Here is a 16,662-nt window from a genome sequence, read left to right as displayed (position 1 = left end):
ATTTCTTTCGTTTTGATGATTAATTACCCGCTTCAACTTGGTAGGTATTGGACCCAATTTGATTAATTTTTGTAAGTGTTGCACATTCATCATTCCTTTCATAAATTGTTTTAGTGGGCATAACGGTGCCGTTGCCCATTGTAGGAGAATCGTAAATGGTTTTGGAATAGCCAATACTACCGCAAGGATGCCTGTTGCCGTCTTGCGCGCCATAATATTCCGTAAAATTGAACGAAGTATAATTCAACCATTGCCAAGATTCTGGCACCAATATTTTTCCGATGAATTCTTCTTTTTCGGTTGTCATGTCCATAACCCAGGCTCCCCACCAGGTTCCACTTTCTGGTGCATCTGCAATGCCAAGTTCCCATACCCTAACACGGTATTTGCGTCCTTCGTGCCAGTTGTATTTTATCCTGCAAGAATACCCGCTGCCTTCGTGTCCGAAAGCTTCCGAATATCCATTGGGACTTTCTGCCTTTTTTGCATCCCAAATTGAAAAAATAGCAACTTTGGTATTTTGCTCGCCTTTATATGAAGCTGAAGTTTGAAGCCCCATATATCCTATTTTGCCATTTTTAAAAGCAAATTGGTGTGCCCAATAAAAAGTGGAAGCTTCATGCTCAATAGTTAAAAAAAAGTCTAGATTATTATACCCTTTGCTATTCTCATTTAAAGGCGGCCAATTAAAAATAGCAGATGCTATATAAGTTGGCGATTTAAAGGTTAATTCGTTGTGACTTCTATTATTTTGGGATATTAGGAAACTGTGTCCCGCAAAAAAGATTATGATGGTTAAAATGCATATTTGCTTGAATTTTTTCATAATGGGTGATTTTATATTTATTAGTTTCATTCGCTTTTAAAATTTGAAGTGGATTTCTTCCAAGGAATTTTCCATTTTTAATTAGTCTTTCAATACATGTGGCGCCACTGCTGTATGTTTCAAGATGACAAAACTATCTACGGTAACACGGTGTTTCTTAAAATTTATAAGTTGAATAAGAATTACCATAATAACGGGCATAAGGGCTATAATAAGAAAGACGATTTCCCAGTTAAAATTAGTTTTTAATACACCTAGCATTGCAGCTCCCGCCGCGCGACCCATGTTTGAAAGTGCCATATAAAGAGTAAATTGTGTAGCGGCAACCGTTTTCCAGCACAGGTGCATGGCCGATGCGAACACTGCAATACACAGAAAAGTGTATAGCGTATAATAGGATAGGATGAAAGCATAAATAATTATATTATTGCCCCATAAATTATTTAGGGAAGCAAATACTGCAATAAGAATTGTTAAGAAGCTCAAATACACCGAAAGCATTTTAATTTTCCCAAAATAATCTACCAAATAACCGCCAATAAACATGCCTAAAAAACCTCCAACTACCGTTGTGATTGAGAATACATTGGAAAAGAAGGAATTAGTCCATCCCAATTCCTGTATACTGAAAATAGGCAATAGTGTGTCTATAAGCCCGAACATTAAACCTACGACAAAAACCCCGATACCAAACACCAAGCTCGATTTTAATCTTACAACCTTGTAGAGGCTTTTAAAAATGTGCTTCCAACTTCTCAACTGTGTTTTTTTGGAATCTGGGGAGGCGCTACCCGCCGTCCAGGGCAATGTTTTTTCGCCCGTCCGTTCCTTAAAGTATATTGGGAAAAGCATAATGGTTGCCACCGCAATAGAGAGTGAAGAAATTGCAATGGAGAAACCAAAGTTGTTAATCAGCCAAGTGCCGATGATCAAAGAAGATGAAATGCCAATGGTTTTGGTTCCCCACATAAGGCCATTGGCTCTTGCCTGTTCGTTTTCGGGAATTACATCTACAGCCATCCCATCAGTTGCCACATCCTGAAACGCACCAAAAAAACTGATGAAAAATCCGGAAGTCATTAACCCGATAGTATTGTTTACAGGATCTGGAATCAATCCAATACAAATAAAACTTAATATTAAACCTAGTTGCCCAAAAATAACCCATGGCCTTTTTCTACCCATGGCCAAGAAAGTCCATCGATCCATCAACGGTGCAATCAAAATTTTAAAGCTCCACGGAACTCCAATTACACCAACATAGGCGGCAATTTCCATAGCTGATTTACCATTCATAGCGAGCCAAGCTGGTATTGCAAAGAAAGTAATACCCTCAGGAATTCCTTGTGCTATATAAAGTGCCGAAAACGTAATGTATCTTGTTAGGGCATTGTCGGTCAAGGTTCTGCCCAACCTTTTTTTTCTGTTTCTTGTTCCTTTTTCCATGGCTTTTGTGTTAAATAAGAGGTTTAAAATTCTTCTCTTTTATTTGTGACATGGGGAAACTGTTTTTTCTGCTCGAAACCTGTATCTATTTTCAGGCGCTATACCTTTTTTAATATTGATACTGACGGAGCACTTACAACCCCAGCCTTATTCATATCGGTTTGCCCTTGCCGGTCGCTCATTACTTTGTTAAATAGTCCCAATTCATCCGGTATCTCAAAATTCATGGTAACGTCATTTGCGCTTGTATCTGATTTGTAAAGGCCCTTGAGTTGAACTCCAATTTTTGCAAGATTGGGCAGGTGTGCATCAAAAATTTTTTTCCTTTCGGTGAAGTTTTTCACTTCGTGTTGAACAATTGCTGTTTTCATGGTATTGTGATTTATATTATTGCCTGCTTTTTGCGTTTTTCGCTGCCCCGTTTGCTGGAACAATTACTTCTCCATTGCTTCGGCAACTTTTTTGGTATCCAAAAACTGCTGAAACGCACTAACTTTTCCTTCTTTTAAAGTCCAAAGATGCGCCACTTGGGCATTGTAGGTTTTTCCGGTTTCCTTTACTTTGGCATTATAACGAAGCGTTGCCAATACTCGATTGTTGTCCATGCCATGCAGCTTTATGTCTTCAAGTTTAAAATATTCATGTTCTGCACCAAGCCTTGCAAATACGCCATTTAAAACAGCATCAGGCCCTACATACGGATTGCCATCGGCTAGTGAATTACTTTCGGCTTCGTTCCAAACAATGTTGGCTTCCATTGCGCCAAGTACTGTTGGAATATCGCCAACCGCAAAAGCTTTGTAGAGCCCATCAACAATGGCAATATTTTGGTTTGCATGTGCTTCTTTCATTTCAACCCGAATGAGACGAATAGGTTTCGTTTCACTTAAATTCACAACGGAATGTGGTGCTTCCGGATCTTTGTACATTGTATATGGCATTGGCAAGGGCTCTGGAATTTGCCGTGAATCAAAAATTACATTTCCATCACCATCATAATCTACAAAATCGTCAGCTTCCTGAATGTATAAAACACTGGGCCAACGGTGGTGATGCAAGGCTTCTTTTTCACCTGGGGCCATGGTAACTTCGAGAACCCGAACCTTGTCATTTTCCAAAAGTATTTTATGGTTTTTTGGAGCGGCGATAACGGCATCAAGTTCAAGAGGCCATTCTGTTGGGTTTCCGGTTTTGTAAAGTAAATTCTGATTGGTTTTATTTTCTTGGGAAAATACGCTAACTGTTATTGCCGAAAGGGCCAGTAATAAAAGATGCTTTTTAAATGTTTTCATATTCTTAAAATTTATTTTGATTTATGTACTTCTAATTCAATTTCTATCATAAATTCTGGAATGGCCAATTCCTTTACGCCAATCCATGATCCTGTTGGGAAATGTTTTTTATAGATTTCGGCTCTGTAAGCCGCTACTTCCAAAAACCTGGACATATCTGTGGTAAAAACATTTTCTACAATAACATCGTCAAAGGTGCAACCGTAATGTTTTAGGATTTTGTCTATATCTGCATAGCAATTTTTCATTTGTTGTTCAAGATCGCCTACTGCTTTGGGATTGCCTTCATCGTCCATACTTACAGCGCCAGAGATTTTTATATCGTTGCCAATTTTTACGGCATGCGAATAACCATAGGCTTTTTCAACTTCTGGGCGTAACAGAAAATAGTCTGGTGTTTCATCGGCAACATTAGTTTCAATGGGTTCTGACCTTTCTGCGGTATTTTCTGTTTTAGTATTTTTGTTGCAATTTGATAATGAGATTGCTGCTATCAAAGCGATTGCAATTATTTTAAGTTTTGTTGCTTTCATTTTTGAATGGTTTTTATAGTTGATTTTATTTATATTTTTAATCATTCACGCCGTATTTAATCTGCTGCCTATATTCTTCAGCATCAAAACTGCCTTTAGATTCTTTTATCAAACCGTTTTCGTCTATCTGCCAAAGTTCAAAACCACTGATGTTCACTTTTTTACCTGTTCCATTATTGCCTGTGTTGGTTCCAGTTAACGTCCAATGAAATTCGATGCCATTTTGGGTTTTTTCTATCTTGTCAAAAGCGACCATCATATCATCAGGAAAAGCATCCATAAAGGCTTTGACGGATTGGGAGATAGCATTTCTTCCAACTGATGGAGTGCCATTGTTTATAGTTAATGAACCATTTTCGGCATAAAACAAAGCCACGAAATCTGGATTTTGACTGCACCAAGCTTGCGCATAACTTTTGGCGAAGACAATTGGGTCGTAAACTCTTTCAGCTGCTGGAATTCGGGTTGAGGTGAACGAAATATTGATAAACTTCCAAACTTCTTTTTCCTTTATCAAAGTGAAATAATCTATGTTGTGTAAAAGTGGAACTCCAAAAGCGTATAAAACAGCATCGGCTTTTACGAACGCCAAATGTCCATCACTTACATGGATGGTGTATTCTTTAACGGGTTCAAAATAAGGACGGTTTGTTCTTTTTTTTGCCATTTCAAAATACTCAGTAAAAAGCATAGTTTCGGTAGTCCATTTGCCATCCCTTAATCTTGCGATTGCGAGACTTGCTTTGTCTGATATCATCTTTGCCATGGCGTCCAGATTGTAATTACCTGCCACAATTAGAAATTGTTCAATGGTTGCTTTTACAGCTGCTTCGTCTTTATCCCAGGTTTTTTCATAGGTCGCTGTTTTCCGATAGTTGCCAATTTTCTCTATATTTTTATCATTTTTAATTTCTGAAGAAATTATTCCTGTGATTGCAGATTCTGCACTTCCGTGCGGATCATTATTTTGTGCATGAAGAGAATATGCGCCTATAAAAAGAAAGGTTAGGAGTTTAAGTAATTTTGTTTTCATCTCTTTGCATTTTAGTGTGAAGAATGATTTGAAAATTTATAAAGAACAAAGTGTAAGGCAGTGCATAGCCGAACCTTACACTTGTTCAAGATTGTTTTTATTTCCTTTCTGCAACTATTACATCACCGCTAATACCGCTCAAATCGGGGCGATAAATCCAAATTTCCGTTTCACCGCCGTTGGTTACTTCCATCCAATCCTTTAAAAATTGGGTCCAACTTCCGGTGCCGTACACTTCGTCATATTTTTTATCAATACCGTGGTCCTGACCCAACCAGGCTGATTTGTCGAAAAAGGAGATGACGGCCAAATCTCGACCTTCTTTTGTGCTCATAAACTCATTTGTGTAAATACCATAAATATCATCAGGAGATTTTTCGGCATAGACTTTATGGATTTTTTTTACAAGATTCATAGCTTCTTCATATTTACCTCTCTTTATGTCCCAATAATCCACAGCCATATTTTTTATAGTAAAATCCTTTGGAAATCGAGAGAGTTCCGCTTGGCTGCGCCAGTAACTTTGTGCTCCACTATTGGCCGCCATATATGGAGCCACATTATTGTTCCAATCTGTGTCATGACCATCCTTTTGTTCTGGTCTATTGTCCAATGAGCTCCATGGGAATGGCCCCATGCTCCAGTGGTAACTGCCTGTATTTGGTCCATTGGCAACCCAATAAACTCTTACTCCGTAAGGTCCCTCGCCATGGTATTTCTTGTTGTGTGCCGCCAATCCTTTTTCAAATTGACTTACTTGAGCGGGATTGGGCATTAAATTTGCCGTTTCAAATACGCCGTATTCGGTAGTTTCTTGTCCCATTGCCAAAAGTGGCAATAAGAGCATTGTAAAGATTAATTTTCTCATGATTCTTAATTTATGCCCGCCAAAAGCGGACTGGTTTATAATGATTAATATTTTTAATTAATTGGGGAGGTTGCTATTTATATATTAATCCAGAAGTTTTGGATTGTAATAAGCGGTTTCTGAAGTTATTTTACCTTTATCATTAAAATACATTTGGTAGTGTATAGGCACAACAATTGCTTTTTTGTCAGCTTTGCGCTTTAAGTGAATGTTCCACCATGATTGTACCACATGGGCATCGCCCATTTCATAATGCAGATAGTCTGGATAACCTACCATTTCTACGTTTTCAATATCGTATTTCTCAAATAATTGTTTGTCAATTTCCTTTTGTTCGGCCAATGGTCTGCTTTCAAAAGTGGGTGAACTGGAATTTACAAATTCAGCCTTATCGTCATAAAAACTGTAGGCTTTCTCAAAATCTTTTTTCTCAAAGGCATACATCATTTTGCGGACGGTATTTATATAATCGTGGTGGTTGTAGATGGTGCCATTCTTCCTATCCGTAAAACTGGCACGTATTTCATCTATAACACTTCCGTTGTTATAAAAAATAATGTTCTTGATTTTGTTGTTTTTTGTAAGTGTATATAGACGGTGGGAGGCAGCATCAATTTTAACGCCTGTATTTTTGTGGACGCCTTTCAGCAAATCCCAAGTTTGCACCCAAACCTCGCCATCTGGATTATCTTTTTTATACTCAATGGCGTCTGGGTAGGATCCCGGAAAGGGAGTTACGGAATAATAATCCAGTTGGTTAAAATAGACCATTTGATTATTAAGGAACTCCTCCTTATTCATCCCTTTATCGCTCATATTATTCGTTGAGCCATTAAAAGCTCTAAAATCGTCCGTTAAATAGGTTGCCATTTTAGACTTATCGCCTGCTACGCCTGCATCTACAAATTGTTGTACTACATCTATCGCAGGATGCTCTATGTAGACAGTTCCGTTCTTTTTTTGCGCTGTGGAAATGAATGCTATGAGCATCATTACCGAGAGAATTTTTGTTTTCATTTTTATATATTTATTTGGTTAATATTCTTGATTTTTACTTTGAATAGTTATTTAAAGTTTCTTGAACAGGTCTGAATTTCATTCCCAAATCGTTCATTGCAAGAGTGTTTTGATAAACTACATTTGCGTTGTTTTTTGGGGCTTGGTGGTTTAGCATAAGGCTCATATCGCTAACTGGATAGCTTTCGCTGCTCAACAAATAGTTTTTGCCGTGGAGCCCAGTAGTTGTTGAAGCTTTAAAAACTGCTTCCGCAACATCGTTAACATCTACTACTGCCATTTCTGCGTTTGTGTCATACAGCATTTGTACAAATGGATTGGGAGCAATTTTGTTTTTAAATAAAAACTGCAAGCTGGTTGAGGTGGAATCTTCCCTATTTGACAGCGATTTGCCCATAACCCCAACAGGCGAAACCGAAGTAATTTCAAAGGAAAGTTTTGGATTTTCCTGTATAAATTTTTCCACCGTTTGATTAGCGATAAACTTGGCCTGTGCATACGGGTGACTTTCCTCACTCATAAAAGGTGTATCTTTTTCGCTAAAAGTGTCATTCGGTTTTTTACCTTCTGCGGGCAATGGAAAATTGGTGTTATAAGCCGCAACGGAAGCTATAAAAACGACCTTCTCAATCATTGGTACTTGTTGGATGGCTTCCAGAAAATTTTCGGTCCCTTTTATGGTTGGGTCAAAAAGGTCTTTTTGTGGATCTTTTACATCTAGCTGAAAAGGCGTTCCTCCGTGTATTACAATTTCACAATCACTGATGAAGTCTTTTAAAGTTTCGAGATCTTCTACTTTCAGTGCGCTGATATTTAGATTGTCCGAATTTTCTAAACTGAAAAGATGTTGATACTTTTCACTTTTTTTGATATCGGTAACAGATACTTTCACATTGTATCCTTCTTCCAGAAATTTTTTGGTCGTATAGCTTCCGATAAAGCCTGAACCGCCTATTATACCTACAGTTTTCATATTTTCGAATTTTAAAATTAAATTGAGGCTAAATGGTTTTATAAGAGTCCAAACAGGTTGAAAATTTCCTTACTTACACTGCCTGTGGAGCCATGGAGACATTACTTCGGTGTTACTGTTTCTTCAACAACAACTATGAATTTTTCAACACTACCCTAAATCGAGCTTTACCATTTTCTAAGTGTTCAATTGCTTCATTTACCCTTGCCATCGGAAACTCCTCAACATCTGGATAAATATTGTGTCTTACACAAAAATCAAGCATGGTCTTGGTTAGTGCAGGACTGCCTATGGGACTTCCACCCACAGTTTTTTCTCCCATAATTATGCTGAATGCAGGTATTTCCATAGGTTCCAAAACAGCTCCGACAGTATGGAATCTTCCTTTCGGAGCCAATGCGGTTAAATATGAATTCCAATCCAATGTTACATTGGTGGTATTCAAAATAAAATTTAGTTTGCCCGCAATGCTTTCTAATTCCTCAGGTACTGTTGAATTGATTACTTGACTGGCTCCCATCTGCAGAATTTCTTTCTTTTTATTCGGATTTGAACTAAATGCGATAACCTCACATCCCCAGTGTTTTAAGAATTTTATGGCCATGTGTCCCAATCCTCCAATACCTATTACGCCAACCTTATCGGTAGGTTTTACTCCTGCTAAAATTATTGGACTGAAAGCCGTAATCCCTCCACACAATAGGGGCCCAGCTTTACTCATCTCAATAGCATCCGGAAGCGGGATGGTCCAAGACCAATGTCCGCGAACATAGTCGGCAAATCCACCGTTTCTACCTACAATAGTAGCCTCGCCTTGTGAGCAGAGATGATGATGCCCGTCCATACATTGATCACAGCTCATGCACGACCCAGACTGCCAGCCCAGTCCTACCTTATCTCCAACTTTCACGTTTTTAACCGCATTGCCTGTTGCGATTACTTCTCCAATTATTTCGTGACCAGGGACAATGGGATATTGTGTCATTCCCCAATCATTATTTATCATACTCAAGTCGGAATGGCAAATGCCGCAATATGAAACTTTAATATCTACCTGTTCCGGACCTATCGCTCCCAACTCATAGGAATAGGGGGTTAGTTTTTCTTTTGGCTCCATGGCCGCGTATCCATTTACTTTCATGTCTTCATTCTTTTTATTAATTGATTGTATCTTTCATTGTAGATAATTCTGCCTGTTCCATTGTTTGAATATCCATCATGATTTTTGAAACGTCCCAATAGCCAAACTCCTTCACTACTTTGCCATCTACAAACTGGGCAGTGATGTGTGTAGGAAGTGTATATGTTTTGTTATTGGCAGCAAGAGTACCTTTCCAAATGCCCCAGAAATTTACCCAGGTTTGGCCTTTATCGGTCACAACCATTTCATATTCAGATTCACCGTCCACATAATCCCAACTGGAAAATAGCGCAGCATCCTCTTTGCCAATAGCTACCTCTTCGGCTATGGTCTTGCCTTCTTTCTCAATTACATTGTTCATGATTTTGGCGGTATCGGCATAGTGGCTCATAAGGGCTTCCCAGTCCTGTTTTTCATAAGCATCGATCACTTTTTTGTAAGTGTCAATTTCAACTGATTTTTGGGTATAACGCTTTTCTGTTTTTTGGCAAGCGGTAAGGGAAAGGACTATTGCAAGTCCTAAAAAGAATAATCTTTTCATAATTTATTTGGTTTTAAGGGTTAGTTGAAATAAATGCCGTGGGGAGTGCATCTAAATAACTGACAATCAAACAAATTTGAAAATGATTAAGGACGAACACACTTAATTTGTGTCCGAAGGGAAAGTTTGTTTTACCGAAGGGTAATTAAATAGTCTGCAGTCGTTTAAGAAGTTCTGTGCGCATTGCTTTACTCATAGGGATGGCTTTTTTGGCAATAACTACATGTGTGCCCGCTACTTCGTCTATTTGGGAAATATTGATGATATAAGAGCGGTGTATTCTGAGAAAATGATTCTGCGGAAGTTTTTCGTCAATATCCTTTAGGGTCATAACCAAAAGATATTCCCGGCCTTGCGAAAAAATGCGGCAATAATTGCGATCGGCTTCAATATAGTAGATGTCTTTGATGTCTATTTTCAGCATCTTTTCGTTATGGCGAACGAAAATACGGTCGTTTAGTATAAAATCTGTTGCACTGCCATTATTGGTTAAATCGTTCCCGTTTCCAATACCATTTTCTGAATCGTTTTCTATTGAAATTCTATCAACCGTCAATTCTATGGCACGTTGCAGATCCAACTTTTTAAAGGGTTTTGAAATAAAAGCATACGGATGCGTTTCCTTGGCGCGGTTAAAATGTGCATCATCGGCATTTGCCGTTAAATAGATAATGGGGATGTTGTAAATTTTTTGAATTTCATGAGCAGTCTCTATACCGTCCATTTCACCCTTTAGCCGAATGTCCAAAAGCACTATGTCTGGCTTGTCTATTTGGATATGGGCAATGGCCTCTTCGCCACGTGGCAGAATTCCCGTTACTTCATACCCAAGCTCACTTAATTGCAAAGAAATATTAGCAGCAATAACCATTTCATCCTCAACGATCAAAATTTTTACAACTTTATCCATTAAGCGGTTTTAAAGTTTTTAAAATTGAAAAGTACTGCAGTGCCGTTATTGTAATCTTCGGAAACGGTGCCGTTTAATTGTTGTGTCAATAACTGAATTAATTGGGTGCCAAAGCCTGTTCCTTTGGGTTTGGAGCCTTCAGTTTTACCAATGCCGTTGTCCGTAACTTTCAGCAAAAGATCATCATCCTCTTTAATGAGGCTAATGTTGATTTGTCCTTTTGCCCCTTCGGGAAAGGCATATTTCAGGGCATTTGTTAAAAGTTCGTTTACAATTAGCCCGATTGGTACGGCGGTATCCACATCCAGATTCAAATCGTCCATTGCGCATTCTATCTTTACTTTTTCTTCTGCATTGAAAGTGTCCAATACACCTTCGCCTAAATTGATGAAATAATCCTTCATTTCAATACTGCCCAAGTTTTCACCTTGATACAATTTTTGGTGAATAATACCCATACTCTGCACGCGGTTTTGGCTGGCGAGCATAGCTTCTTTGCTGGCGCCGTCTTCTAATTTTGCTGATTGCAGCGCGATGAGACTTTTCACCATTTCCAGATTGTTTTTTACGCGGTGGTGTATTTCTTTAAGTAGCAGCTCATTTTGTCTATTTTTTGCGTCAAGCTCACTATTCAAAACAACCAGTGCCTTTCTTTTCTTGCGGATATTTTTCAGTGTAAAATACATTCCGAAGAGAATAACAGCCAACAATCCCGCAATGCCAATGTAGAGCCATTGGGTTTTTCGTTGTTGGGCAATTTTTGCTTCCTTGTCCAAAATTGCCAAATCCTTTTGAGCAGTTTCGTATTTTACCTGTAGTTCGCTGTCCTTGCGAGCAATTATAGTGTTTAGATATTCTGAATGGCCCTGTTCATAAAGTTCGTGGTATTCCAGCGCGTTTTTATAATCGCCAAGTTCACTATAAATATTTGAAACGTGCATATAGTTTTCCCACAGGTTTTTTGAGTTGCCTATGCGTTTCATAATCTCTATTGCCCTTAAATTGTAGGGTAGGGCCTCGGCATATTTTCCCTGTAATAAATACACGTGCCCAATATTTGCCGTTGGGGGCATCATATAGCGTTCCAGCCCAATTGCTTTTGCGCCTTCGTAACAACGATTGTAATCTTCAATGGCTTCCTCATAACGTTCCATATATTTATAGATGTTTCCGCGGCCGTTATAGCAGGCTAAAATTGGTGGACCCGTTTCGCCAATTTTTTTATAAAGATTGATGGCTTGGTTCATGTTTGCCAAGCTTTCATCCAGATCGCCCAAAAATAATTGGTTTTCCGCAAGCCGCCGATAAGAGAGGGCTAAGTCTTCCTCATAACCATTTTTTTCTTGGATGGCGATGGCCTTTTTGCAGTATTCGGCTCCTTCGGCATAACTGTCTGAATAATAAAGCAGGTCGCATATTTTTGTATAGCACTGTGCGACGCCCTGCTGATCGCCTAATTTTTCATAAAGTGCCAAGGCTTTAAAAACAGTTTCTGATCCTTTGTCATATTCAGCGGTGCCGCTGTAGTTTGTTACCAATAAAAGGTAGGTTTCGGCCAACTCTTTTGTCATTTCCTGTTTTTCATAAAGCGAAATGGCCTTTTTCAAATAAATGATGGAAGAATCCAGCACGGTGTGGTCCTCGTGCCATTGCGCCAAACCAATATAGGCTTCGCCCAGGGTTTTAAACTCCTTGTTCTTTTTGGAAAGTTGAATAGTTTTTTTGAAATTTCCGTATTGCTGAAGGGTATCTTCAGCTATTGGAATTATTTCCGAAGCGGAAGTTTTAAGCGTGTCTTCTTGTGTCTGGGAAGAAGTTTGGGGAAGACTGCTCCACGAAACGCAAGCTAGTACTGCTAAGAGTAATAGTCGTTTCATTTTTATGATGATTGGTTGTTAGTTGATTATAAAGATAGGGAGATTAATGCAATAATCAAATCTATTACTCTCCCCAATGCACAAAAATGGCTTTTACGTCCTGAATATTTTTATTGTCGGGAAACTCCTTTTCCAGTTTTAAAATAAGTTGCATTCCCTTATCGCAATTCTCAAAATCGTACTGGCACTGGTAACTGTAACCCAATGCCAATCTGTAATTGGCTTCAAAATCTGAAGGATAAAGAGCTACAGCCTTTTTATATTGAAATACTGCGTTGTAGTAATTTCTTTTTTGTAACCATTTGTCGCCATCTTCCAAATAGAAATAATATTTTTCCTCATCATCATTTTCAAGGGAGATTTCTTGGGTGGTTTTTACATTGGGAAAGCCAAACCGGAAATTATGGAAAGTAAAATAGAGCCCCAAAACAATCAGCGGAATACCAATGCCTAAAAGAAGAATAGATCTGCGGGCTTCATTTTTACGCTTTTTGATAATCTCCTTTCGTATTGCAAGTAGCTGTTTTGGAGTTGCCTTTTTTATATTGAAAGCATCGCCCACGGTATTGAAGTACTCGTTCTTTATAGTGCTGTAATCTCTGTTCTTAAATAAAGAGCGCTTTGCGGGAAGCAAGTTTTTGTTGTTACGAACTGTAACAATCATATGGTTTATACTTCCAAAGCCACCGAACATAGATATAATTTGAACTTCAATAATACTATTTTTATAGCAAAACTTCTCAATTTGATTATAAAATCCCCCACGCAGAAAATTAGCCGTACCTTCGCCACTTATTAAAACCGTCTTCTTAGTTTTAATGGTTTTTAAAAAAGACCGAATTCTAAAAGCGCCGCGATATACTATCTCCAAGCGCAGCGGTCACAAATAATCAAATTATATAATATTCATTTTTTTGGTCACTTGTCTTAAGTCATTTAGTCTTAAGTCTTATGTCTAAAATCTAATATCTAAAAAATGTCATTTAAATCACTTGGGCTATCCAATGCCCTGCTGAAAGCTATCAGCAAAAAAGGATATGAAACGCCTTCGGCAATTCAACAAAAAGCAATCCCTTTAATTTTAGAACGAAAAGATGTACTGGCTTCAGCACAAACCGGAAGTGGAAAAACCGCTGGTTTTGCATTGCCAATGCTACAGATTTTAAATAATGAGCCAGCTTTCAGAAAACGTCCCGTTCGCGCATTGATATTAACCCCAACCCGCGAACTCGCCGCACAAGTGCAGGATGAATTTAAGGAATACAGTGAGTTTACAGACCTTCGTTCCACCGTGATTTTTGGTGGCGTGGGTGCCAATCCACAAATTCGCGCGTTGCGAAACGGAGTGGATATTTTGGTAGCTACCCCTGGACGTTTGTTGGATTTGGTAGATCAACGAGCCCTTACACTATCAAAAGTAGAAATACTTGTTTTAGATGAAGCAGACAGAATGCTCGACATGGGCTTTCTGCGCGATATTAAAAAGATACTTGCCTTGCTTCCGATTAAAAGACAAAATCTTTTGTTTTCTGCTACTTTTTCAAAGGAAATAAAAAAACTTGCCAACGAGTTTTTGCACCACCCCGTTTTGGTGGAGGCCACCCCTGAAAATACAACGGTGGAAAAAATTGAACAGACGGTTTACAGGGTTGATAAAGCCCAAAAAACGGATCTCATTATAAAACTTATTTCAGAAGGAAACTGGCAACAGGTTTTGGTTTTTACAAGAACAAAGCACGGTGCCAACCGTTTAAGTGAAAAACTGGAAAAAGCAAAAATCACTTCAGCAGCCATCCACGGAAATAAGAGCCAGGGGGCGCGTACAAGAGCGCTTTCAGGATTTAAAGAAGGGAAAGTGCGCGTTTTGGTTGCAACTGATATCGCAGCGCGTGGCTTGGATATTCCTTTGTTGCCGCACGTTATCAATTTTGAACTCCCAAATGTATCTGAAGACTATGTTCACCGTATTGGAAGAACCGGCAGGGCGGGAGCCAGTGGCGAAGCCCTTTCTTTGGTAAGCCTCGATGAAGTTGGCTATTTAAAGGATATTGAAAAATTGATAGGGGAGCGTCTTCAACCCAAAACCCTTCCAAACTTTCAACCTACCGAAACCTTGGCCGATGTTAAAGAAGCCGAGGAAGAAAAGAAACGCCAAAAGGCGCAGCGTCACAGCAGGGGACGAAATTCTGGGACAAAAGTGAATAATCACGCTAGAAGCCAAAATAACAAATCGAGTAAGGGTAGAGGAAGAAGATAGCTCTCAGTATTTCTAAAGTAATATAAAATAGTCAATTAGCACTCTATTTCTTTTTCCAACAAGCTTAGAATATCATTCAGATGCTTCATCAATGGGTCATAGTGGGCTTTTTCGGTTGCATAGCTGGTGATGATAAACATTAGAATGTTATTTTCAAAGGCAGTGGATTGCAATAAGCGCAGGTTGCTTGTTTCATTTTCGGTTTTCGGCAAACCCAATTCATTGTAAACGCCTGCGTGCTTAAAAATGGTGCCCAAACTGTGTGCATCGTTTTTGAACATATCCAAAACTTTTTCGCGCTGCACTCCCAGCTCTGCCTCCTGTCGCGAAATGTCTTCCATTCGTGAAATCCAATTGGTGAGTTGCCTGCGCAACTCGGCATTGGAGATGTTTTTTAAATTGCCCGAATTCACCATTTCATAAAGAAGGGAATTATTGGGATTAAAATCTATTGCTCCAGAAAAAGTGGTGTACAATAAGCTGGAAAATTGTAGTTCGGTGGGACTTTGGGTTGGGTTGGCGATATATCCTAACAATGTTTTGGCTCCAAGGTAATTCTGCTGGTTTACGTTTATCAACTCCTGCAATTTTAGCTTGCTTGTCTGAAATTCGTCCCGAAGACCCACTAAATAGGTCTGCTCCACAGCGGCAAGTTTTCGTTGTTCATTGGTATTGTTGATGCCCAATGCAATTAAAATACCTATTACTACCAAAACAATTTCCCCCAGCGCATAGACCAAATATTTGGTAAACTTGTTTTCAGTGAGTAGGTTTTGTCTAACTTTTCTAAAGAATTTCATTTCTAGTCAGCACTTAAAGTTTCATTTTTTCCACCTTTAGCCAAAAGCCAAATCGCAAAAGCCATTTCCCCAAAAATACTCGGAACGGCTACCAAAGTCAACATAATGGTAGCGTACGAGGCGTAATCTTCAAGTAGAAAATGGGCAAGCGTATCGATCATATACATGGCGCCGGCAATCATCAGAAAAAGTGAAATAATTAGAGGTCTTTTTATGATTTTGCTCAGAAGGATTAAATGCATTCCGAAAAAGAAAAGGCCGATAAGCCAAATGGTATTGAATATTTCTGCTTGATAAAGAATCTCTTCAGCTGTGTTTTTGCTTAAGGCCAAGGGAAGTGCAAATATGGCTACTCCCATAATGGCAGCGTGCATCAATCTAAAATAGGTGCTCAAACGCGTTAAGGGATGGTTTTTGAAGAGCTCAAAAAGAGCCCAGGCAATTACTACATCAAAAAGCACGGTTACCAAAAAGGCCACGATGCCAAAACGGACGGTAAGGGAATTTTGCTGAATGGTCTCCACGGGGGCCTGAAGTATGGATTCCAGGACAAAGAAATTGGCAAAGATAGCGGCAAAGAAAATGATTAGATAGCTCACCCCAGCGAGCAGCGATATATTTCTGGACTTCATAATTTTTTAATTAGTTGGTTGGTTTTCAGGTCTAAATTACTTAAAACTAATTAAAATACCATAATGGGCAATTGCTATGGGAGGGGTGCGGATGTGAATTTGCAAATGGGAGATTTTCTTGGCTACCTAGTCCTAGCCTCCTCTAGGGTATGGTGGGGATATACTAGGAGTATCTAGGGAGTATCTATGAAGTGTGGTCGGATGGAGTCGGCTTATGGTCGGCATGCAATCGGCTTACAGTCGGCATAGAATTGGCTTGAATGCTTTTATATTATAGTTAATACCCGAATTAATCAAATAAGATTTGATTTTCTCTATGTTGTTGGTTTGATTCATAGTGTTATCAACTGTTTAGCTATGCTGCGTAACCCGTAGGGTATGCAGTATAGTTGTTGTGCCTGTTGCACAACCACCTCTTCAAATATAGCAAAAGGCTTGTATAAAATTGAGAAGTTTCTTAATTTCATGCCTATGCAAGGCAAGAAAAACTATCAGGAAAAACTCTTCACAAGCTTT

At 38.9% G+C, this 16,662-nt stretch carries 17 protein-coding genes; 1 reads left to right on the top strand and 16 read right to left on the bottom strand.

Translation table 11 applies throughout. The annotated features are described in order from the left end of the window. Positions 1-19 precede the first annotated feature (19 nt). The 14 genes from AC58DT_RS12935 to AC58DT_RS12870 all read right to left on the bottom strand — a co-directional run bounded on the left by AC58DT_RS12935 (position 20) and on the right by AC58DT_RS12870 (position 13,328). Positions 20-826 (bottom strand): DUF3472 domain-containing protein, encoded by an 807-nt coding sequence (locus AC58DT_RS12935; protein ID WP_497217226.1) that lies wholly within the window; start codon positions 824-826, stop codon positions 20-22. Between the two features lie 81 nt (positions 827-907). Continuing rightward, on the bottom strand, positions 908-2,272 hold the full coding sequence (locus AC58DT_RS12930; protein ID WP_497217225.1) for an MFS transporter: 1,365 nt from the start codon (positions 2,270-2,272) through the stop codon (positions 908-910). Between the two features lie 98 nt (positions 2,273-2,370). Beyond that, complete coding sequence (locus AC58DT_RS12925) at positions 2,371-2,643, bottom strand: hypothetical protein (protein ID WP_497217224.1); 273 nt, start codon at positions 2,641-2,643, stop codon at positions 2,371-2,373. 63 nt (positions 2,644-2,706) lie between these two features. Beyond that, positions 2,707-3,564, bottom strand: a complete 858-nt coding sequence (locus tag AC58DT_RS12920) for a nuclear transport factor 2 family protein (RefSeq protein WP_497217223.1) — start codon at positions 3,562-3,564, stop codon at positions 2,707-2,709. Between the two features lie 11 nt (positions 3,565-3,575). Next, complete coding sequence (locus AC58DT_RS12915) at positions 3,576-4,097, bottom strand: RidA family protein (RefSeq protein ID WP_497217222.1); 522 nt, start codon at positions 4,095-4,097, stop codon at positions 3,576-3,578. Between the two features lie 37 nt (positions 4,098-4,134). Continuing rightward, complete coding sequence (locus AC58DT_RS12910; protein ID WP_497217221.1) at positions 4,135-5,130, bottom strand: ester cyclase; 996 nt, start codon at positions 5,128-5,130, stop codon at positions 4,135-4,137. Between the two features lie 97 nt (positions 5,131-5,227). Then, on the bottom strand, positions 5,228-5,998 hold the full coding sequence (locus AC58DT_RS12905; protein WP_497217220.1) for a hypothetical protein: 771 nt from the start codon (positions 5,996-5,998) through the stop codon (positions 5,228-5,230). An 84-nt stretch (positions 5,999-6,082) separates the two neighbouring features. Further along, complete coding sequence (locus AC58DT_RS12900) at positions 6,083-7,015, bottom strand: nuclear transport factor 2-like protein (protein ID WP_497217219.1); 933 nt, start codon at positions 7,013-7,015, stop codon at positions 6,083-6,085. Between the two features lie 34 nt (positions 7,016-7,049). Next, complete coding sequence (locus tag AC58DT_RS12895; RefSeq protein WP_497217218.1) at positions 7,050-7,988, bottom strand: NAD-dependent epimerase/dehydratase family protein; 939 nt, start codon at positions 7,986-7,988, stop codon at positions 7,050-7,052. A gap of 133 nt (positions 7,989-8,121) precedes the next feature. Further along, a complete protein-coding gene (ahr, locus tag AC58DT_RS12890) occupies positions 8,122-9,129 on the bottom strand; it encodes an NADPH-dependent aldehyde reductase Ahr (protein ID WP_497217217.1) in 1,008 nt (335 codons plus the stop codon). 16 nt (positions 9,130-9,145) lie between these two features. Further along, positions 9,146-9,670, bottom strand: a complete 525-nt coding sequence (locus AC58DT_RS12885) for a nuclear transport factor 2 family protein (protein WP_497217216.1) — start codon at positions 9,668-9,670, stop codon at positions 9,146-9,148. A gap of 145 nt (positions 9,671-9,815) precedes the next feature. Next, entirely contained in the window at positions 9,816-10,580 is a 765-nt protein-coding gene (locus tag AC58DT_RS12880; RefSeq protein WP_497217215.1) for a LytR/AlgR family response regulator transcription factor, read from the bottom strand. Beyond that, positions 10,580-12,457, bottom strand: coding sequence for a tetratricopeptide repeat-containing sensor histidine kinase (locus tag AC58DT_RS12875; protein ID WP_497217214.1), 1,878 nt, complete (start codon positions 12,455-12,457; stop codon positions 10,580-10,582). Before AC58DT_RS12875 ends, AC58DT_RS12880 begins: the two co-directional genes overlap by 1 nt. A gap of 64 nt (positions 12,458-12,521) precedes the next feature. After that, positions 12,522-13,328: a tetratricopeptide repeat protein gene (locus AC58DT_RS12870; protein ID WP_497217213.1), complete on the bottom strand. Its 807-nt coding sequence runs from the start codon at positions 13,326-13,328 to the stop codon at positions 12,522-12,524. A gap of 105 nt (positions 13,329-13,433) precedes the next feature. Between AC58DT_RS12870 and AC58DT_RS12865 the strand changes: the two genes are divergently transcribed. Next, complete coding sequence (locus AC58DT_RS12865; protein ID WP_497217212.1) at positions 13,434-14,714, top strand: DEAD/DEAH box helicase; 1,281 nt, start codon at positions 13,434-13,436, stop codon at positions 14,712-14,714. 35 nt (positions 14,715-14,749) lie between these two features. Here the strand turns inward: AC58DT_RS12865 and AC58DT_RS12860 are convergent, their stop codons facing one another. Both AC58DT_RS12860 and AC58DT_RS12855 read right to left on the bottom strand, forming a co-directional pair. Next, entirely contained in the window at positions 14,750-15,514 is a 765-nt protein-coding gene (locus tag AC58DT_RS12860) for a DUF6090 family protein (RefSeq protein WP_296199035.1), read from the bottom strand. A 2-nt stretch (positions 15,515-15,516) separates the two neighbouring features. Next, positions 15,517-16,146: a DUF4386 domain-containing protein gene (locus AC58DT_RS12855; RefSeq protein ID WP_296199033.1), complete on the bottom strand. Its 630-nt coding sequence runs from the start codon at positions 16,144-16,146 to the stop codon at positions 15,517-15,519. Positions 16,147-16,662: the final 516 nt, after the last annotated feature.

Source organism: Aequorivita sp. CRS11, from assembly GCF_059693805.1.
This window is presented reverse-complemented; position numbering and strand designations above follow the sequence as displayed.